The sequence below is a fragment of the Martinezella rhizogenes genome, assembly GCF_007002745.1.
In the GTDB taxonomy this organism is placed as follows: Bacteria; Pseudomonadota; Alphaproteobacteria; order Rhizobiales; family Rhizobiaceae; genus Agrobacterium; species Agrobacterium cucumeris.
Window position 1 is genome coordinate 851,123 of sequence record NZ_SGNY01000002.1, and the last position, 18,817, is coordinate 869,939.

An 18,817-nucleotide genomic window follows, 5' to 3' on the forward strand; every position below is an offset into this window, starting at 1 on the left:
CCTTCATAACTCAAGCGATACCGCGAACCGCTGACCGAATTGCGAAAACTGCAATCGCCCGCCCAGCCGGTCGATTGCCATCTTGACGATGGCAAGCCCAAGGCCGCTTCCACCCGGTTCCGATCGCGGCGAACGGTAAAAGCGCTGCAGCACCCGTTCCTGTTCCTCCACCGCGATCCCCGCCCCTTCGTCGATAACCACGACGTTCACCTTGCCGTTTGCCAGTTCCGCCCGGCACTCCACCGTCGATCCCTTCGGCGAGTGCTGCACGGCGTTTTCCATCACGTTGCGGATCGCAAGACGAAGCAGGGAGCGATCAGCCTCAATGAGGATCGTATCCGCCTCTTGCGAAAGCCGGCAGGTAATTTCAACCTCGCGCGCTCGCCTGAGCGGCTCCAGCTCCTGTATGACATCAAGGATCAGACGGGGAATGTCGACGCCGGCTTTCGTCGCCTGCGCTTCGGTGGCATCGACGGCAGCCAGGTCGATAAGCTGTTTCGCCATCCGGCTTGTCCGGTCGACGCTTTGCTCGATGCGCCGCAGCGCCTGTTGCTGCACCTCAGGATCGGTGGAGCGCATGGCCACCTGCGCCTGCGTCTTCAGCCCGGCAAGCGGCGTCTTCAATTCATGTGCGGCATAGGTCGTAAACTCGCGTTCCCTTTCCCGCGTCGCCTGAACACGCGCCAGAAGGCTGTTCAGCGCATGGATCATCGGCCGAAGCTCCGATGGCGTTCCCTTGTCGGCAAAGCCGTGGAGTTCAGTCGCGTCGCGTGCTTTCATGCCGTTTGCGAGCTTTTGCAACGGCGCAAGCCCCCGGGAAACACACAGCCAGATAAGGCCAGCCATCAGCGGCATGATGAAAAGCGCCGGATAAAGAAGCCCCTTGATAACATCGTCAACCAGCCGGTCGCGAACCTCAACACTGTCGCCCACCAGAACCCTGACACCGAGGTCGGGTTTCACGACCGCATAGACGCGCCATTCGATGCCGTTGATGACCGTATTCTGGAAGCCCGAGGCATGATCCGAAAGGGAAGCATCCGGGGCACTGTCCGATTTGCTGAGCAGACGGCCGCTGATGGACCAAATCTGGCAGGCGAGTTGGCGCTCATAGGAGGGTATCGCCGCCGCATCAGCGTCCGCGTCCTCATCATGCGTCGGTGAATGGCCGTCTATCAGGCGGATATCGACCGGGGGGTCGCCGACGAGGGATCCGACCATTCTTGCCGATTCCACCAGCCGCGCATCAAGAACATGCTCCAGCCGCGCCTTCGTGCTGGTGTAGATCCACACGCAGGCCGACAGCCAGACGAGGCCCGTCATCAACAGAAGCACGGTAAACAATCTTGCCCGGATCGACATCACGCAACCCTCCCGACGCGGTAACCGACGCCGCGCACCGTCTCGATGAAACCGGCGCCCAGTTTGGAACGAAGCTTGTGGATGTGGACCTCGATGGTGTTGCTTTCCACATCCTCCTGCCAGCCATAAAGCTTTTCTTCCAGAACCGGCTTTGAAAAAATCATGCCAGGATTCTGCATGAGGGCATGGATGATCGCAAATTCGCGGCGTGATAGCGCAATGACATTGTCATCCTTCTTCGCCACCATCTTCGCCGGATCGAGCGTTACGCCCAGCGCCGACAGCGTGCCCTCGGAACGGCCCTCGCCACGGCGGATGATCGCCCGCAGCCGGGCGGCAACCTCATCAAGATCGAAAGGCTTGCCCAGATAATCATCCGCGCCGGCATCGAGGCCGCAAATCTTGTCCGTGGTCGCATCCTTGGCGGTGAGCAGGAGGATCGGCACCCGGTTGCGTTCATTGCGCGTGTGGCGCAGAAGATCGAGACCTGACCCGTCAGGCAACATCACATCAAGGACAACGGCATCGAAACGGCAATTCTCGAGGGCGATTTTTGCGTCGCCAAGCGTCATGACGGCATCGACGGTGAAGCCGGCAAGCTGCAGCCCGACACGCAGACCATCAAGCAGGACATCATCGTCCTCGACCACCAACAGACGCATTGAGCACTCCATCATTCCGGCACAGGGGTATTTTGATGCGCGGGAACCTGAAAACCGAACCTTAAGGCTGGCTTAAGCTTCCGGCCGGAAGCCTGCGCCATCCATGGCTTATCCCACAAGGCCTACCCCATAAGGAAAGAGAATGCGTTTCAATTTTTCGTTCGTGCTCCTCGTTCTCATGTCCATTTGTGGACCGGCGCTCGCGCTCGGTCCGCCGATGGACATGACGGATGCGTTCAAGCTTTCGATAGACCGCACGGGAACGGCGGCCACCTTCCGCTGGCAAGTCGCCGAGGGATATTATCTCTATCGGGAGAGCCTGCAGGCCAGCACTGAGGACGGAACGAAGCTCGATCTCAGGACGCCGGCCGGGGAGATGAAGGATGATCCCGGCTTCGGCAACACCGAAGTCTATTTCGGGCAAGCCGCCGCCACGCTTGCCGACGCGCCGCAGACGATGAAACTGACATTTCAGGGATGCCAGGATGGCGGCATCTGCTATCCCTTCAGAACGGTCGCCATCGACGGTTTGCGGATCGAAGCAGAGGCGCCGTTCGGCATAAGGCCGCAGGATCCACCCTCATTTCAGTCCTTCGCCCTGATCGCGCCGTCCGCAGAACCGGAAAAGGCTGAGCAGTCAGTACCCTCACCCGCACCCCCGGCCGAGCCGGGCATGGTGGAAGGTTTTCTTGCCCGAGGCGGCACGGCGCTGCTTCTCGCCTCCTTCATGGGTCTTGGCGTACTCCTTGCATTCACGCCCTGCGTATTTCCCATGTACCCCATCCTCGCGGCCACGCTCGGCCGGCAGGGCGCTTCATTGTCACCCGGTCGCAGCTTTCTCCTCTCCTCAACCTATGTCGTCGCGCTTGCCGCCGCCTTCAGCCTGTTCGGCATACTGGCCGCATGGCTTGGCCAAAGCTTCCAGATTGCCCTCCAGTCACCACCGGCCATTCTCATCACCGCCGCCGTCTTTATCATTCTGGCGATCGCCAGTTTCGGCATGGTCGAGGTCCAGCTTCCGGCCGGCCTTCGCGACTGGCTGGCGCGATCGCAGCGTTCGCTCGGCGGATCGTTCGGCTCGACCGCCATTCTCGGTTTCAGCTCGGCGCTGCTGATCGGCCCCTGCGTGACGGCACCGCTTGCAGGCGCACTTCTCTATATCGCCAAGAGTGGCAACCTGCTGCTCGGCGCAGCAGCGCTCTTTGCGCTCGGCATCGGCAAGGGCATTCCCCTCATCCTCATCGGCACCTCCGGCGCGGCATTGCTGCCGCGGGCCGGCGCATGGATGGCGCAGATACGCTGGCTGTTCGGCTTTATCTTCCTTGCCACCGCGATCTGGTATCTCGACCGGCTCATTCCTCCATCCGCAACGCTTGCGCTTTCCGCAGCGCTGCTCGTTACAATCGGTGTTTTCTTCGGTGCTCTCGACGCACTGCCGCAACAGGCCGGCATTGGCCGCCGGCTGATGAAATCGGCCAGCCTTCTTTCCATGCTTTACGGAGCGTTTCTCGCTTTCGGCGCGGCAAGCGGCAGCACCAGCATGCTCCAGCCGCTGCAATTCTCCGGCAGCCCGGTCGCCAGCCGCTCCCTGCCCGGCCTGACAAAGGCGAGTTTTGCAACGGTGAGTTCCAATCAAGAACTGAAAGCCGCGGTCGCTGAAGCAGGAAAGCCAAGCCTCATCTACTTCACCGCGGACTGGTGCGTTTCCTGCCGCGTCATCGAGCGCTCTGTTCTAAGCAATCCGCAGGTCGCGGAAAGCCTTAAGGATACGAACCTCGTCTCCGTCGATCTTTCGGACATGACGTCAGACAAACAGCAATTGATGAAGGACAGCAATGTCATCGGCCCGCCGACCATGCTGTTCTTCGACAAAAAAGGAACCGAACTCCCCTCCATCCGCATGGTGGGCGAGATTTCGGCCCGTTCACTCATCGATGCGGCGGCGCAAACGCATCAGGCGCTTGCAAAACCGGCAATCGACAATACCGCAGGAGCCCGCCAATGACCCTTACACGCCGACAGCTTGTCGCAATGGCCGGCCTTGCCGCCATTGCTCCCCCCTCGCTTGTTTTTGCCGAGACAGACCCGACAAGCCGGCAGATGGTGCTGCACGATCCGGACGCCCCGGTCCTCGGCAATCCGAAAGGCGACGTGACGGTGGTGGAATATTTCGACTACCAGTGCCCCTATTGCAAATCGTCCTACGGCATGGTGCGCGACGTGGTCGAACAGGATGGCAAGGTGAGGCTTGTGCTGAAGGACTGGCCGGTCTTCGGTGGCGCATCGGTCATCGCTGCGCAGGCGGTGCTCGCCAGCGTCAAGCTTGGCAAATATGAAAAGACGCTCGACGCCATGTTTCACACGCCGAACAAGCTGCAGCAGGCCGATGTCGAAAAGGCCCTCAAGAAAGCGGGCCTGACCTTCGACGGCGTCGGCAAGGCCGTTATCGAGCATCAGGCATGGATTTCCGGCCTGCTGGACCGGAACTGGGTACAGGCCGCCGCCTTCAAATTCGTCGGCACGCCATCATTTGTGGTGGGAACGACGAGCTTTGCCGGCGTCCTTGACCGAAAGGGCCTGAAGGAAGCAATCGCCAAGGCACGGGGCTAGGACGAGACGGCAAAGGGCATCGGCACTGCGATGCCCGACCGGAATGTTAAAACGATGGTTTCAGTCCGACCGGACCTGAAACCATCATTCTCCGAACGTTAAGCCTGTTCACGCGCTCTTTTGAAAAGGTCTGTAAAGGCTTCCGCACTCTGTACCGCACCGGGGACGAGGAACTTGCCGATGATGAAAGCAGGCGTTCCCGTCAATTGCAGCGACATTGCCTGTTCATGATTGCGCGCAAGCAGATCATCGATCTCCGCCGCTTTCGATTTCATGTCGCGCTCGAGACGAGCAAAGTCGATGCTTGTCGCACGCACGGTGTCGCGCATCTCATCGGCCTTCACCTTCGGCGTCTTGATCGCCATCAGCGCATCATGGACGATGTGATAAGCGTCCTGATATTTCGCCGCCAGCGCCAGTCGCGCTCCCTCGACGGAGTCGGGCGTTATGATCGGCCAGTCCTTGTAGACCATCCTGACATCCCCGTCTGCCGAGACCGCATTACTCATGGGAACGGCCGTCTTTTTGCACCAGGGGCAATTATAGTCGAGAAAGGCGACCATGGTGAGCTCGCCGGCGGGATTGCCGGAGACGGGTGCCGCCGGATCGCGCAGGATCATCTCGAGCTTCAGACCGTTGGGTGAAGCCGTAGCCGGCGATGCGATGGCCGAGACCACCGAAATCGAGCCGAGGAGAAAGGCACGGCGTCTGAGCCCGGCAAGGGCTGAAACATCCGCGCGGTTTCGAACATCATGTGCCATGGTGATGGGCCTTCTTTCTTTTCCGTATCGGTCGTCAGGCGGCAAGTTGCTGACGTTTCGAGGGGTCGGGAATAACCACGATGGTGCTGCCGTCCCGCACATTGTTGAAGAGGTCGATGACATCCTGGTTCAGCAGCCGGATGCAGCCGGAGGAAACCGCCTTGCCGATAGAAAAGGCCTCCGGTGTTCCGTGCAGGCGGTAAAGCGTGTCCCTGCCGCCCTGATGAATGTAGAGCGCCCGCGCGCCGAGCGGGTTCTTGAGACCGGGTGGCATTCCGCCATTGGCGATGCTGTAGGGCTGAAGACTGGGCTGCCGCGCCACCATCTCGTCCGGCGGGGTCCATTTCGGCCATGCCCGCTTGTAGGCGACAATCGCCCGGCCAGCCCAGGAGAAGCCGTCCCGGCCGACGCCAATCCCGTAACGGGTCGCCTTGCCGCCCGGCAGAATGTGATAGAGAAACTTGTTCGGCGTATCGACGATCAGTGTGCCGGGCTTTTCGTCGGTCGGATAATCGACGACCTGCCGCCAGTAGCGTGGGTCCACCTGCTTGATGTTCACCGCCGGGATCGGGAATGTCTCATCGGGAAGCGCCGCATACATTGCCGGCATGACCGGCGCAGGCGTCTCGGGCAAGGGGTCGTCGTTTCTTGACAACGTCGCCGGCTTGGGCGGTTCACCGGATGTGGCGCAACCTGCCAGCAGGCCCGCAAGCCCAAGGGCAAGAAGGTTTCTGCGGGTGGTGAAAATCGGGATGTCGTGCATTCTGGGATGTGTCTCCTATTCGGCGACACATAGCCGGCCCCCACCTTAAGCCAGTCTTAAGGCCACCACCCGCATGGCAATTCGTCCGGATCGGCATTACTGCGGATCACCGACAAGATAAATGACCGCCCTTGGGACGGTCATTTCCTCTGTGTGTTCGATGCAGTTCACCAACGGGTCAGGCCAAGCAGCTTTTCGCCGAGTGGGTTGAGCCTGGCGGTTTCGGCATGACGTTTCTCCCATTCACGCGGATCACCGGGAAAGGCGTCGCGCTGCGGATGATCGAGCTCCTTCCAGAGCCGGATTCGCTCCTGCCGTTCTGCCTCATTGTCGAATTCTGCCGGGTGCATGGAGATATATTGCGCCATGCGCACACGGCCATCGGAATGGTTGGGACGCACGCCATGGGCAAGCAGCGAGTTGAAGATCATCAGGTCGCCCGGTTCCATATCGATATTGACGACGGAGAGGCCAGCCATATCCGGATGCATCGGGTCGCGATCTTCCGGCTGCGTCTTCACCCATTCGTCAAAATGTTCAAAAAGATAGGGCACACATTGAAACCCGCCGACATCGCCGTCCTGTTTCTGCAGGCTCAGCACGCCCTGTACGCCGATCGGCAGCGGGCGGATGGACGTGTCCACATCCCAGTGGATGAAACCGTTGGGATTGCCTTTCACCTTTTTCGGCGGATTGAGATTGGCGCGGTCGATGGTGACCCACAGATCCTCCCGGTCCCATATGTCGACAAAGACGTCGTAGACCCGCTGCTCGACGCGATTGTCCCAGAGATACTGGTGATTATAAATCTCCAGCATGCCGGTATTGTTCAATTCCTTCATCTTGTGTTCGCGTCTTTGCGGCGCATACCAGGTCGAAGCATCGGCCGGGTCCTTCTCATCGAATTTCCAGAGCAGATCGACAAGGCGTTGCACATTCGCCGCAGGCACCGCCTGACGGACAATGATATATCCCTTCGTCGTCCAGTGCTGCCAGTCCGCTTCCGACAGGACGCGCAGCGGCAAGGTCTTGTTGATATCCTTGAGCTGGGTCGTGGCGGCCGTCGTCGGATGGCTGTCGCGTTTGATTGCTGCGGTGGATTGCATGTCGTTCTCCCATCATCATCTCCCGAACATCAGGCGATGAAAGGAAGGCTACGGTTTTCCCGATGAAAGTGTTGTCCGCAGATGGACAATACTGATACTATTCCAGCGTATAGATCCCAGAAAGCGCAGAATGAGACCACATCTCGAACATCTGCCGACATCGCCGGAGTCATCCTGGAGCAGGCTCAACCGGCGGCTTGACGACGCCATTCCGTTCGAATGGCACCACCATCCCGAGTTCGAGCTGACATTGACACTGAATTCCCGCGGGCAGCGGTTCGTGGGTAATCATGTTGCCGATTACGATCATGGCGACCTCGTGCTCATCGGCCCGAACCTGCCGCACACCTGGGCGTCGCGTGACAAACTCGATCCGGCTGAACCCCATGTCGCCCTCGTCTTCTGGTTCAGGAAAGAATGGATCGAAGGACTGGCTGACGGATCGGTGGAACTGGCGCCCGTCAGGCGTCTCATCCAGAACGCCGCAACCGGACTGGCGTTCGACCCCGCGCTTGGCCGGGCTCTGGCGGATGATTTTGAAGCGATATTTTCCCGTCCGCCAGTCGGGCAGCTGACCGGACTTCTGGATATTCTGGCGCGGCTGGCGGCAGAGGACAACGGCGCGCCCCTGTCAACCGTCGTGCCTCAGCAGGTGGAAGGGGACCGCTCGCGGATTGACCGTGTCCTGATCCATCTGCACCGCCACTACCATGAGCCCCTCCGCATGGAGCAGATTGCCGCAATAGCCGCTCTCAGCGAATCCGGCCTGCACCGCATGTTCAGGAAACATACGCAGGTCAGCATGTCCGATTATCTGATCGGCCTCAGGGTCGGCGAAGCCTGCTCCCGGCTTTCAGGCACCACCCAGCCGATCCGGCATATCGCTGCCGATGTCGGTTATGCCTCGCTGGCCAATTTCAATCGCCAATTCCTGCGTCTGCGCGGCATGACACCGCGCGACTATCGCGCCTCGTTTCAGGGCAGCGGTAGGAAAATCCGATAACGCAGCAAAGCTACCGGATTGCCCCTGTGCCGCAGCGGCCGGCGCTACTTCGCACCCTGCCCCAGGCGGGGTACAGGTCAACACATCAGGCGAAGCCAGCAAATTTGGTCTCGCGCCCGATGCCGTGGCACCCTTTCTCAAGGAATTGACCGCATTCGACGCAATACGCCCGCGGGGTTTCATGACCCTTGCAACCTTCACACCTTCTCTGTCGCTGATCGCGCGCGACAGATCAGCCCACTGCGCCCCAGATCAGTCGGTGTCACCCCGGCAACATTCAAATATCGAGATCGACCCAGAGCGCGGCATGGTCGGACGCGGCGTCCTCCTGACGCTTGACCTCGTCATAGCTTTCCCACTTCTTCGGCCGAACACCCGGCCACATGCCCTTGCGGAACACGCCACCGTCCTTGACCTTTGCAAAAAGGGCGGGAGACAGCAGGATATAGTCGATCTTGTTGGAGGCCGTGCACCCGCCATAGGTGCCGGGGTAACCACCATCATCAAAAGCGTCATGCTTGAAGATGTCTTTTAACGAGGTGCCGCCAAGAAGTGGCTCCAGCGGATCACTGCCGGGGGTGTCGTTGAAGTCACCGATAACAGCGACATATTCGACGCCCCGTTCGATCAGTTTCTCGTAGATTTCGGCGATACGCTTTGCCTGTGCCTTTCGCTTGGCATCCGACTTGGCCTTTCCGCCATACCCCTTGCTCTTGAGGTGATTGACCATGACGACAAGCTGAGCGCCGGCGGGCGTGGTGATTTCATATTCCGGGCAATCGCGCGAAAAGATCGCCTCACCGTTCGGTGTGCAATCATCGACATGGCTGTGCATGGCACCGATGGGATAACCCTTGCGGGTCATCATGCCGACATCGATCCCGCGCTCATCATTGCCGTCGATTACCATTACGTGGCGAAACGGTGTGCCGCCGATCGCCGGCAGGATCTCGCGATTGAAGGCGGAAAGCACCGGGCGGCTCTCGACTTCGACGGTGCCGAGCACGTCGGCCTCAAGATCGACCATCACCCGCGCAGTGTTGCGCATGGCGTGCTCGTTGACCGGCTCATCGCGCAGTTCCAGCGACCCTACCCAGTCGGCCCGGCCATCGGCAACGACCACGACACCGCCCGCAGTCGGCCGCTTGAGCAAACCGCCACGGTTTCGGCGAAGGATAACAAAAGGCCCCGTGTCGGACTGCTCCATACCCAACTCGACGACGAGCCGGGCGATCTCGACCTTGTCTGCGTCACTATACTCGACCTGACCAAGCAATTGGTTCAGCGCCGCGAAATGCTCAAGAACCGGCTTTCCCTCTTCCCAACTCCCAAGGTTCATCGCTTTGGCGCGATCAAAGAGGTTTTCAACGTTGTAGACAGCAAGGCGCATCTGATCCTCCCCAGGTTGCAGGGATGATGCACGTTTTACATTTCAAAGACACGACAGTTCGGTCTGGCAGAGGAAATTCACGACGGGCACACCGATGGACAAGGTCGTCCTCGCGAAAGCTTTAAGCATTTCGCCAAGTCCGCGCATTGCCCACGGCACGTGCGAAACGATCGTGATCTGCGGCATCAACCGACCCATCGGGCATGAATATCTCGGTATCGTTTCGCATGGCGGCGACGTCGACACCGCACAACTCCGCCAGACCGAGCGCCGTCAACTCCCGCATGGCCGGCACACAGATGGTCCGGCCGCTGGCGGCCGCCAGAAAACGGGCGAAATACCGACTATTCGACAGGCCACCGTCGATGGAGATCGTGTCACCGATGGGAGTTGCAGCCGGCATCGCCTCTATCAATCGCACCGTCAGCATGGCAATACCTTCCAGCAGCGCGCGCACCATGTCACGCCGCTCGGTGGCATGTTCCATCCCGATGAACAGCGGCACGGCCTGTCTGTCCCAATAGGGCGCCGCAAGACCCGAAAATGCCGGCACGCATACAAGGCCGCGCCGAATGGCGGATGGTCCCTCGAAACCGTCGAGTTCGCCATTATCGGTATACAGGCCGATCTTTCGCGCCCATTCGAGCGCCGCACCGGCATCGTAGACCCCTCCCTCGACAGCGAAAACGGCCGGCGCGCCTTGCCTCTGCCAGCCAATAGTCGGCAAGAGCTCTCCCGTTGGCAGGCGCTCGTTGCCGGCAACAGCCAGCAGGAAAGCTCCCGTGCCAAAGGTTATCTTGCAATCACCGGGTTTGCGGCAACCATGCCCGTAAAGCGCCGCCTGCTGGTCAACGATGGAAACGCGTACGGGCGTTGCCTCGATTGCGCCGAAACCACCATCGACGGGGCCGATGGCGGGCAGGCAATCCAGCGGCACACCGTGAAGCATGCAGAGTTCCGGGCTCCAGCCTCCGGTTGCCAGATCAAGCAGCCCGGTGCGCGAAGCCGTCGCAAGATCGGTGCGGAAACAGCCGGCCAGCCGATCCAGAAAAAACGCATCGGTGGTGCCCAGCCGCAACCGTCCGGCCGCCCTTGCCTGCGTCACCGCTGGATTATGCTTGAGCAGCCAGGACAGTTTGCTTGCCGAAAAATAGGGATCGAGCGGCAAACCGCAAATCTCTTTCGAGCGATCCGCCGCCGATGGCGGTAGAGCGGCAAGAGCATCGGCGGTGCGGGCATCCTGCCAGACGATAACCGGCGACAGCGCCTCACCGCTCTCGGCGTCCCACGCCAGGCAACTCTCGCCCTGATTGGCTATGGCTATGGCATCCACCGGGCCGGCGGCGGCAAGCACCGCGCGGATATTGCGCAACAGTTCCTCGGGGTCATGCTCCACATGGCCTGGCGCCGGATAGAACTGCGCATGACGCAGGCTGGAGACGACCTGTGCCATGCCATCGCCGACCACAAGGCATCGCGTCGATGTCGTTCCCTGATCGATCGCCGCAATGCGCATCAGTTTGTCTCCAGAAAATCAAAGGCAACCTGGCTTGCTTCAAACGCAGAGCGGGGAATGGGCACGAGCACACGGCGCTCCGGTAACCACAGGCCGCTCTTGCTCCACACTTCCATCCCATCAAGATGGAGAGAAAGCCGGCCTCGAACACGTTTGGTAAAACGCAGCTGAAAGTCGCGAAAAGCTGGTCGGTCAAGCCCTCCCCTGCGGAGCATGGTGGGTACCACGAGTTTGACCGGGTCGGCGAAAGTGACGGCTATGGCCCGGTCATCGCAGGGTTCGCGGGCGAGATCGTCGGCAACTGCAGCACCCACGCGGCTACCTTCGCGAAACGACCAGCCGCCCGTTTCCACGGCCCGCAACAGGTTTCCGCTGGCGAAAAAGATGGGATTAGCCATCCGGCCGTCCTGATCGATCATCGGCCCGGCGCTGCCTGCCGCCACATCGACTGCGGATGCATTCAAAAGCGCCGCCTCCGGCGTGAACCGCCCGGTCAGAAGAATACCATCGCACTTGACAGTCAGGAGACGGTCATCCGCCAGCCGGATGTCAGCCTCCTCGACACGGCCGCGCCCGCGAATGTCCATAAGCATTGCACCACAATGAAACGGCACCCCGACCAGTCGCGGAAACCATTGGAAAGGCGACCGTGCCAGCGGTTCCGGCTCAGGCTCGATCATCGCCACAGGCCGCGCGCGATGCGCCAGACAGGTCAGAAGCGCAGAGAATGAAACCAGTTCAGAACCAATGATAAGCGGCCGACGAAAGGGCATGATGCCATGAAAGGCAACATAGGATTGCAGCGCGCCGGTGGTGATCACACCCACCGGCCGGTCGCCGGGCAGAAGCAGCACCGAGCGCGGTTTTTCCCGCGCGCCGGTGGCCAGCACGATGCGCCGGGCCTTCACGCTCTCGACACCGCGCGCCGATGTGACCAGTAATGCGCCATCCTGTCCGAGTTCAACCACGGAATGACCGGTGCGGATATCGACACCGGCATCCTGCGCTTCCCTCTCTAGGCGTCTCGCATAGGCCGGGCCGAAATAGACGCGCCCGAATTCGCGCATGCCGAAAGGCGAGTGTGAGCAATGCCGGGGCGCGCCGCCAAGGGTCGGCTCGCGCTCGAGGATCATCACACGCGCAATACCACGGGCTTTCAGCTCCAGAGCCGCCGCCACGCCCGCCGGGCCGCCGCCAACCACGATGACATCGGCACATGAAACGTCTTCGCGCTCTTGCTGAAAAAGCGTCACGCTACTCATCGCTCGTCTCCCGCACTGACCGCAAGCGGTACGGCCAGACGGTCACCCGTCATCGCGGCAAGCCGGGCGTTGCAATAAAACCCCTGACAGCGCCCCATGCCGGCGCGGGTGCGCCGACGCAGCCCGCCAAAATCGCCCGGGGGCACCGGACTGGAAAATGTCGCATCGATCTCACGCCGGGTGACAAGTTCGCAATGGCAGACGATTTCGCCATGATTGGCACGCTGCCAGTCCCGCTCGCAGGTTTCGGTCAGGTTGGGCATCGTCACCTCAGGCACGGAGGACGGCAGGTCAAAGCGGGTGCCGAAACCCGCGTGAAGCGTCAACGCATGCTGCGCCAGCCCGAGCGCAGCGCTGAGGCCCGTGGAACGCACCCCCCCGAGAGTGATCGCCCGCCGGTCCGGCCGCGCGGAAATCCGGTAATGTTTCTTGTCAGACGCCGGCCGCAAGCCGGCATAGACGGCGGTCACGGAAATGGGGGCCAGTGCCGGAACGATCTCCGCGCCGCGCTTCAGCAGCGCTTGCAGCGTCGCCGTCTCCACGGTCGCACGCTCGCGATCATCCTGCTCTTCCGCCGTCGGGCCGATGAGAACATTGCCGAAGGCAGTGGGACAAACCACGATGCCCTTGGTGATTTCGGTGGGAACGGGCAGGACGATGCGCGGCACATGCCGGCGGGCGGCCTTATCGAGAACGACGAATTGTCCCTTGCGCGGCATGATGGTGAATTCGGGGAGAAGCCCCAGCCGCGTATCGACCACATCACCAAACAGCCCTGCGGCGTTGACAACGCTTGCCGCAAGGATCGGACCCGCCGTCGTCTCGATCCGCCACGCGCCATCGAACGAACCGGAGAGGACTTCGGCATTGCGCACCAGCTGCGCCCCCAACCCCACGGCCTGCGTGAGATAACCCAGCGGCGCGGACCACGGATCGATGATGTGTTCACCCGAAACTTCGAGCGCGGCGACAAGATGGCTGGACAGGCCGGGCATGGTTTCGCGGGCCTGCCGGGCCGTGAGCAGGTCGAGTTCGGCAATGCCGTTGCGCCGCCCCTGCTCGGCAATCGCCGAAAGTCTCTCCGCCTCATCCGGATTCCAGGCACAGACAAGTGCACCGGTCTCGACGAGGCTGAGGCCCATCTGCCCGTGGATGGACAGATATTCCGCCCGACCCGCCTTTACCAGTTCCAGTTCCAGACTGCCTTCCGGCGCATCGAAGCCGGTGTGAAGAATGGCGCTGTTGGCCTTCGAAGCCCCGGAGAGAATATCAGCACCCTTCTCGATGACGACCACTTTCGCACCGGCCAGGGCGAAACGACGGGCGACCGCACAGCCGACAACCCCGGCACCGATGACGGCAACGTCGAATTCCGTGGAGAGGTTCTGGACCATTGGCTTCCCTTACCTTCGTGGTTCAAAAACGAAATCAACAGACGTGACGCATCGCGCCGATGCAGCGTGCGTTCATCAACGGGAATGAAATTAGTGCTGGTTTCAGTCCGGCAAAGCTGGCGCCGACGCTTTGAATTCAACCAGCCTTACGAGGAATATTTCTCGATATGCCTGCCGCCTTTATTTGACAAAAGTCTTCGTCAGGCCCGCCGTTCGGTCAACGATCAGGACGACGGCAAGCGTCAGCACGATCAGAAGAACGGAAATGGCCGCAACGAGCGGATCAGCCTGGGTTTCAACATGCTGATACATGGCGACGGGGAGCGTTGTGATACGCGGACCGGTGAGGAACAGCGAAATCACGGCCTCATCGAACGAGACGAGAAAGGAAAGCGCCGCCGTCGCGACAACGCCCGGCGCGATCATCGGCATGGTGATGCGGCTAAAGACGGTGAACGGCGATGCTCCGAGCGTCGAGGCGGCCTCTTCGAAGATCAGCGGCAGGCCGGCGAGCGACGTGGTGAGCACACGCAGGGCATAGGGCAGCACGATGATGAGATGCGCGATTACCAGGCCGGTGAACGTGCCGAGCAGACCGGCACCGGCAAAAACGATCAGGATCGCGAGGCCGAGAACGATGGTCGGCAGAAGCAGGGGCGCAGTGAAGAAGGCAAGCAATGCATCTGCACCGATCACCCGCATGCGGACGATGGCGTAGGAGGCGGGCAGCGCAATCAGCATCGACAGCACCGTGACGATGACGGCGAGGAGCGTACTGGTGCCCAGTGCGCCAATCATCTTGGAATTGTGCATGAGCTCGATATACCAGCGCAGGCTCCAGCCGGAAGGCGGAAAGGTCATGTAGCTGTCGGCTGAAAAGGAGATCGGCACGACGAGCACCACGGGCGCAAGCAGAAAGAGGAACATGACAAAGGCGACAATTTTCAGCGCCAACGGAACGGGACGTTCTTCCATCTTCGATCTCCTTTACAGAACCGCCCGCAGAAGCCGGGAATAGAGCACCAGGGCAGCCCCGAAAATCACGAGGATGATCATCGAAAGCGTTGCGGCAAGAGGCCAGTTGAGCGTCACAATGGCCTGATCGTAGATTTCCGTCGCCAGAAGGAAGACGCGGCCGCCGCCAAGCAGCTTGGGGGTGATGAACGAGCTGACGGCCAGAACGAAGGAGAGTAGGCAACCAAGCGCCACACCGGGCATGGTGAGCGGCACGATAATCCGCCAGAACACCCTCCAGGGCGATGCGCCGAGCGTTTCGGCAGCCTCCTCGACCCGCGGATCAAGCCTGCCGAAACCGGCGAGCAATGCCAGGATCATATAGGGCATCAGGATTTCGGTGAGGCCGATGACGACGCCGACCTTGTTGAACAACAGACGCACGCCGCTTTCAGCACCCAGGGCGAAGAGTATGTTGTTGATGAGCCCGTCATCCGCAAGGATCGCGATCCAGCCATAGGTGCGCACCACCGCCGAGGTGAGCAACGGCGAAATGACGAGCACAAGCAGCAGTGTCTTCCAGCGGCCCTGCGCCCGGTGAAGATAAAGAGCGATTGGATAGGAAGCGATGAGCGTCAGAACCGTAATCATGAGGCTGGTCAGGATGCTCTGGCCGATCAGTTCGATATAAAAACCGTCGGTGAGCGTGGACGACCAGTTTTCAAGCGTGTGGGCTTCCCCGAGACCGCCGCCGCCGAGGCTTTCGCGGAAGGAAAGCAAAAGCAGATTGAAGACCGGCATGACAAAGGCCAGACCATTGACCGCGATGATCGGCCCGAGAAGCAGGGTGGCGAGAAACACCATGGAGGACGTGCGGCTGCCGGGAGCCGTGATCATGACCGACGCTGTCATTGGTCTGCTCCGAAAACCAGCGTGTCCTCCACGCGCCAGACGAGACTGACTGCGCTACCGGCGACTACCGGTGTTTCGCCGCCGGAAGTCGCACGTTCCACGGACAATATCTGCCCGCCTGCGGCGATCTCGTAGTGGAGAATATCTCCCGCATAATAGACATCGCGAACCTCGCCGGCGATGCGGTTGACCGGCGCTCCATCGAAATCAGGCAAAGCGTCGCCAGCAACCGTCATGGCCATGCGATGCGGCCGTACCATAAGGTCGATCTTGCCGGCGTGTGAGCCGGGCGCACGCAAAACCGCATCGCCGACCGTGATGCGATCGCCGGCCGCGTTGCCCACCAGCCTGTTGGTGCGGCCAACGAAGGAAGCGACGAAAGCCGTCGCCGGGCGCTCATAGAGATCGTGCGGTGTGCCGAGCTGTTCTAGGCGCCCGCCGTTGAGGACGGCGACCTTGTCGCACATGCTGAGCGCCTCGACCTGATCATGCGTGACGAAGATGGAGGTGATGCCGAGCTGTTTCTGGATACGGCGGATTTCGGCGCGCATCTCATCGCGCAGCTTGGCATCGAGATTGGAAAGCGGCTCATCGAACAAAAGGATGGAGGGCTGGATGACGAGGGCGCGCGCCAGTGCGACGCGCTGTTGCTGGCCGCCGGAAAGCTGGGCGGGACGTCGGTCCTCGCGCCCTTCCAGATGCACCATGGCAATGGCTTCACGCGCGCGGCGTTCGGCCTCGGCAGCCGGCACCTTGCGCATTTCAAGACCGAACATGACGTTCTTGAGAACCGTCATGTGAGGGAAAAGCGCGTAGCTCTGGAAAACGAGGCCGATGTCACGTTTGTAAGGGGCAAGCTGCGTCACGTCCTTGCCGCCAATCGAGATCGAACCTGAGGAGACGGGAGAGAGGCCGGCAATCATGCGCAGCGATGTCGACTTGCCGCAACCCGAAGGACCGAGGAAGGCAACCAGTTCGCCCTTGGGAATCTCGAGGTTGAGATCATCTACGGCGACCATGGTCTCGTAGCGCTTGGTCAGTGAACGAATCGAGAGGAATCCGGGCTGCATGATGTCTGAAGTTCCCATTCTGGCTTTTTGCCTTTCTTCAGGACATGTCCGGCCGGTTAGGCGCGGAAATGGCCTGTCCCTTGATCTATACAGTCGCAGCAGAACTTCGCTGCGCTGTTTCACGGCGTTTCCCGTATCGCAGACATGCCAGGCCAAAGGGAATGCATGTCCGTCTTACCCTTCCCTCCGCCGACCCCAGTGTCGACAGAGGGAATGTGTTGTTTTGTCCTTCCGCAGCGCATGAGTGATGCGGAAGATCTGCCATTCTGTACGAGAGCCCTAGCGGCTGAGCGGAATGACCTTGCGACGCCAGTCCTGTGTGATCTGATCGCGGACCTTTGAAAGCCCGATCCAGTCAACCGGAATAACCTTGTCCATCGCCTTGATGACCGTGCGCTCGCTGACATCGTCGGCAACGGTAGCCTTGGTGTTGGTCGGCGCATAATACATGGCGGCGGTAAAGGCAGCCTGCGCTTCAGGGCTCAGCGCATAATCGACGAATTTACGTCCGGCCTCCGATGATGGGCCGCCCTTGACGAGATTGAGCGTATTGATCTGGAGGATCGTACCTTCCTTGGGAAGCGCAACCTTCATCTTGCCCTTGGAGCCATCGGCATTCACCTGGCTGCGGGCATTCCAGCCCACGCCCAGTGAAACCTGGCCGTTGACGACATTCGGATAGACTTCCGGCTTCGGCTCCCAGGTCTGAATGTTTGGCGCAACTTCAGCCATCGCATTGATACCGGCGTCGATATTCTTGATGAAGTCAGTGCCGCCATTCATGTGGTCCATGATGATCGTCGTGCCGATACCGACAATATCGGGCGCGCTCAACATGGCGACTTTCCCCTTGAGGGCACTGTCCTTCAGAGCGTTCCAGCTGTCCGGCGCGGTCTTGATCGCATCGGTATTATAGATGAGCACAAGATTGTCGAACGTCACACCAACGCCGGCCACGCCTTCAAAGCGGGCGTTGGGATAGAGGTCGGCGACGTTCTTGGTCACGCTTTCATCGATCTTGTCGAACAGACCTTCATCCGTACCGGTTTTGGCAACGGAGACGTCCATCAGCGCGACATCGGCCTGCGGCGCAGCCTTCTGGGCGCGCAGCGAACCAAGCATGGCGGCGGAACCCTGCTGCGGGAAATATTCAACCTTGATATCCGGATTGGCGGCCATGAAAGGCTCGATGACGGCCTTGGTGTAACGCTCCTGGAAAAGGCCGCTATAGCCAAGGAACGTTACGGTCTGCTGGGCGTGCGCCGGCAGAGCGGCCGCGCCAAGCATGAGAATCCCGCTCAGAAGTATAGATTTCTTCATTGTCCTGTTCTCCTCTATTATTATTGGGAGTGGCGGACTGGTCCGCCACCCGTAAGGCGGTGTCAGGCGCTCAGCTTGGCCTGAACGAGCTTGTTGGCGCCGGAAATATCCGGCAACTTCTCGCCGTTGCGCAGACGCTCCAGAAGCACGAGTTCAGCTTCCTGCATGCCGATGGCGCGCTCGGCCATGGCGCGGGCCTGGCTCGGATGAAGGGCGACAACGCCGCTTTCATCGCACAGGATCGCATCGCCCGGATTGATCATCTGGCCACCGACGCTGATCGGAACATTGATCGCCCCTTCAAGGCCAAGGATCTTGGTGGTGATCGGCGAAGGGCCACGGCACCACATGGGCATATCGACCTTGACGAACTCCGAAAAGTCAGTCGCCGGTCCATCGACCACGCCAGCCTTGACGCCGGCCATTTTCATCGTGTTGGTGATGACGCCGCCCCAGCAGGCGTGGCGGGTATCACCGCAGCGATCAATGAGCACGATATCGCCCGGACGCACAATCTGCGTCAGGTAGTGAAGCATGGTCGAATCGGCGTTCGGGATGCGCAGGGTGACGGCGGTGCCGGCCACCCGCTTGCCCGGAAGGACCGCGCGGATTTCCGGATCGACGAAACCGGAATGAAGCACGTGGCCGATCGTTGCGACTTCGACCTTTTCCAGAAGTTCGACGATATCAGCGTCGATCTGGTCCGGCATTGGATTGACGATAAACATAAGT

General features: G+C 60.6%; 17 protein-coding genes. 3 read left to right on the forward strand and 14 right to left on the reverse strand.

Features of this window, described 5'->3' with window-relative positions:
* Positions 1–3: 3 nt before the first annotated feature.
* Together EXN68_RS09835 and EXN68_RS09840 are read right to left on the reverse strand one after the other, a co-directional pair.
* The gene (locus tag EXN68_RS09835; protein ID WP_237681382.1) at positions 4–1,362 is read right to left on the reverse strand and encodes an ATP-binding protein; all 1,359 of its coding nucleotides are present in this window, start codon (positions 1,360–1,362) and stop codon (positions 4–6) included.
* Positions 1,362–2,024: a response regulator transcription factor gene (locus tag EXN68_RS09840; RefSeq protein ID WP_142840611.1), complete on the reverse strand. Its 663-nt coding sequence runs from the start codon at positions 2,022–2,024 to the stop codon at positions 1,362–1,364. The genes EXN68_RS09835 and EXN68_RS09840 overlap by 1 nt, the downstream gene beginning before the upstream one ends.
* Before the next feature lie 142 nt (positions 2,025–2,166).
* Here EXN68_RS09840 and dsbD point away from each other — a divergent pair, with 142 nt between their 5' ends.
* A complete protein-coding gene (gene dsbD, locus EXN68_RS09845) occupies positions 2,167–4,029 on the forward strand; it encodes a protein-disulfide reductase DsbD (RefSeq protein WP_142840612.1) in 1,863 nt (620 codons plus the stop codon).
* Positions 4,026–4,634, forward strand: coding sequence for a DsbA family protein (locus EXN68_RS09850; protein ID WP_205125318.1), 609 nt, complete (start codon positions 4,026–4,028; stop codon positions 4,632–4,634). The genes dsbD and EXN68_RS09850 overlap by 4 nt, the downstream gene beginning before the upstream one ends.
* A gap of 98 nt (positions 4,635–4,732) precedes the next feature.
* Here EXN68_RS09850 and EXN68_RS09855 read toward each other — a convergent pair whose 3' ends face one another.
* The 3 genes from EXN68_RS09855 to EXN68_RS09865 all read right to left on the reverse strand — a co-directional run bounded on the left by EXN68_RS09855 (position 4,733) and on the right by EXN68_RS09865 (position 7,264).
* Entirely contained in the window at positions 4,733–5,395 is a 663-nt protein-coding gene (locus EXN68_RS09855) for a DsbA family protein (RefSeq protein WP_237681383.1), read from the reverse strand.
* A 34-nt stretch (positions 5,396–5,429) separates the two neighbouring features.
* Positions 5,430–6,158 carry a L,D-transpeptidase gene (locus EXN68_RS09860; RefSeq protein ID WP_142840614.1) on the reverse strand — a complete coding sequence of 243 codons (729 nt, stop codon included), beginning with the start codon at positions 6,156–6,158 and terminating at the stop codon, positions 5,430–5,432.
* Positions 6,159–6,325: 167 nt separating this feature from the next.
* Complete coding sequence (locus tag EXN68_RS09865) at positions 6,326–7,264, reverse strand: phytanoyl-CoA dioxygenase family protein (protein ID WP_142840615.1); 939 nt, start codon at positions 7,262–7,264, stop codon at positions 6,326–6,328.
* 130 nt (positions 7,265–7,394) lie between these two features.
* On the opposite strand from EXN68_RS09865, the gene EXN68_RS09870 reads away from it, so the two are divergent.
* On the forward strand, positions 7,395–8,267 hold the full coding sequence (locus EXN68_RS09870; RefSeq protein ID WP_142840616.1) for a helix-turn-helix domain-containing protein: 873 nt from the start codon (positions 7,395–7,397) through the stop codon (positions 8,265–8,267).
* Between the two features lie 277 nt (positions 8,268–8,544).
* On the opposite strand, the gene EXN68_RS09880 is transcribed toward EXN68_RS09870, so the two are convergent.
* From EXN68_RS09880 to EXN68_RS09920, 9 genes are all read right to left on the reverse strand, one after another.
* Entirely contained in the window at positions 8,545–9,657 is a 1,113-nt protein-coding gene (locus EXN68_RS09880; protein WP_142840617.1) for an endonuclease/exonuclease/phosphatase family protein, read from the reverse strand.
* Positions 9,658–9,778: 121 nt separating this feature from the next.
* A complete protein-coding gene (locus tag EXN68_RS09885) occupies positions 9,779–11,173 on the reverse strand; it encodes an FGGY family carbohydrate kinase (RefSeq protein WP_142840618.1) in 1,395 nt (464 codons plus the stop codon).
* A complete protein-coding gene (locus tag EXN68_RS09890; RefSeq protein ID WP_142840619.1) occupies positions 11,173–12,435 on the reverse strand; it encodes an FAD-dependent oxidoreductase in 1,263 nt (420 codons plus the stop codon). Before EXN68_RS09890 ends, EXN68_RS09885 begins: the two co-directional genes overlap by 1 nt.
* Complete coding sequence (locus EXN68_RS09895) at positions 12,432–13,829, reverse strand: NAD(P)/FAD-dependent oxidoreductase (RefSeq protein ID WP_142840620.1); 1,398 nt, start codon at positions 13,827–13,829, stop codon at positions 12,432–12,434. Before EXN68_RS09895 ends, EXN68_RS09890 begins: the two co-directional genes overlap by 4 nt.
* Before the next feature lie 180 nt (positions 13,830–14,009).
* Positions 14,010–14,804, reverse strand: coding sequence for an ABC transporter permease (locus tag EXN68_RS09900; RefSeq protein WP_142840621.1), 795 nt, complete (start codon positions 14,802–14,804; stop codon positions 14,010–14,012).
* 12 nt (positions 14,805–14,816) lie between these two features.
* A complete protein-coding gene (locus EXN68_RS09905; protein ID WP_142840622.1) occupies positions 14,817–15,695 on the reverse strand; it encodes an ABC transporter permease in 879 nt (292 codons plus the stop codon).
* Positions 15,692–16,765, reverse strand: a complete 1,074-nt coding sequence (locus EXN68_RS09910; protein ID WP_142840623.1) for an ABC transporter ATP-binding protein — start codon at positions 16,763–16,765, stop codon at positions 15,692–15,694. The genes EXN68_RS09905 and EXN68_RS09910 overlap by 4 nt, the downstream gene beginning before the upstream one ends.
* A gap of 279 nt (positions 16,766–17,044) precedes the next feature.
* A complete protein-coding gene (locus EXN68_RS09915) occupies positions 17,045–18,085 on the reverse strand; it encodes an ABC transporter substrate-binding protein (RefSeq protein WP_142840624.1) in 1,041 nt (346 codons plus the stop codon).
* 62 nt (positions 18,086–18,147) lie between these two features.
* On the reverse strand, positions 18,148–18,813 hold the full coding sequence (locus EXN68_RS09920; protein ID WP_142840625.1) for an RraA family protein: 666 nt from the start codon (positions 18,811–18,813) through the stop codon (positions 18,148–18,150).
* Between the last annotated feature and the right edge of the window lie 4 nt (positions 18,814–18,817).

Excerpts from the sequence above, each read along its gene's own strand:
- EXN68_RS09835 (WP_237681382.1), bottom strand. The coding sequence starts at position 1,362 with ATGTCGATCCGGGCAAGATTGTTTACCGTGCTTCTGTTGATGACGGGC.
- EXN68_RS09840 (WP_142840611.1), bottom strand. The coding sequence starts at position 2,024 with ATGCGTCTGTTGGTGGTCGAGGACGATGATGTCCTGCTTGATGGTCTG.
- dsbD (WP_142840612.1), top strand. The coding sequence starts at position 2,167 with ATGCGTTTCAATTTTTCGTTCGTGCTCCTCGTTCTCATGTCCATTTGT.
- EXN68_RS09850 (WP_205125318.1), top strand. The coding sequence starts at position 4,026 with ATGACCCTTACACGCCGACAGCTTGTCGCAATGGCCGGCCTTGCCGCC.
- EXN68_RS09855 (WP_237681383.1), bottom strand. The coding sequence starts at position 5,395 with ATGGCACATGATGTTCGAAACCGCGCGGATGTTTCAGCCCTTGCCGGG.
- EXN68_RS09860 (WP_142840614.1), bottom strand. The coding sequence starts at position 6,158 with ATGCACGACATCCCGATTTTCACCACCCGCAGAAACCTTCTTGCCCTT.
- EXN68_RS09865 (WP_142840615.1), bottom strand. The coding sequence starts at position 7,264 with ATGCAATCCACCGCAGCAATCAAACGCGACAGCCATCCGACGACGGCC.
- EXN68_RS09870 (WP_142840616.1), top strand. The coding sequence starts at position 7,395 with ATGAGACCACATCTCGAACATCTGCCGACATCGCCGGAGTCATCCTGG.
- EXN68_RS09880 (WP_142840617.1), bottom strand. The coding sequence starts at position 9,657 with ATGCGCCTTGCTGTCTACAACGTTGAAAACCTCTTTGATCGCGCCAAA.
- EXN68_RS09885 (WP_142840618.1), bottom strand. The coding sequence starts at position 11,173 with ATGCGCATTGCGGCGATCGATCAGGGAACGACATCGACGCGATGCCTT.
- EXN68_RS09890 (WP_142840619.1), bottom strand. The coding sequence starts at position 12,435 with ATGAGTAGCGTGACGCTTTTTCAGCAAGAGCGCGAAGACGTTTCATGT.
- EXN68_RS09895 (WP_142840620.1), bottom strand. The coding sequence starts at position 13,829 with ATGGTCCAGAACCTCTCCACGGAATTCGACGTTGCCGTCATCGGTGCC.
- EXN68_RS09900 (WP_142840621.1), bottom strand. The coding sequence starts at position 14,804 with ATGGAAGAACGTCCCGTTCCGTTGGCGCTGAAAATTGTCGCCTTTGTC.
- EXN68_RS09905 (WP_142840622.1), bottom strand. The coding sequence starts at position 15,695 with ATGACAGCGTCGGTCATGATCACGGCTCCCGGCAGCCGCACGTCCTCC.
- EXN68_RS09910 (WP_142840623.1), bottom strand. The coding sequence starts at position 16,765 with ATGCAGCCCGGATTCCTCTCGATTCGTTCACTGACCAAGCGCTACGAG.
- EXN68_RS09915 (WP_142840624.1), bottom strand. The coding sequence starts at position 18,085 with ATGAAGAAATCTATACTTCTGAGCGGGATTCTCATGCTTGGCGCGGCC.
- EXN68_RS09920 (WP_142840625.1), bottom strand. The coding sequence starts at position 18,813 with ATGTTTATCGTCAATCCAATGCCGGACCAGATCGACGCTGATATCGTC.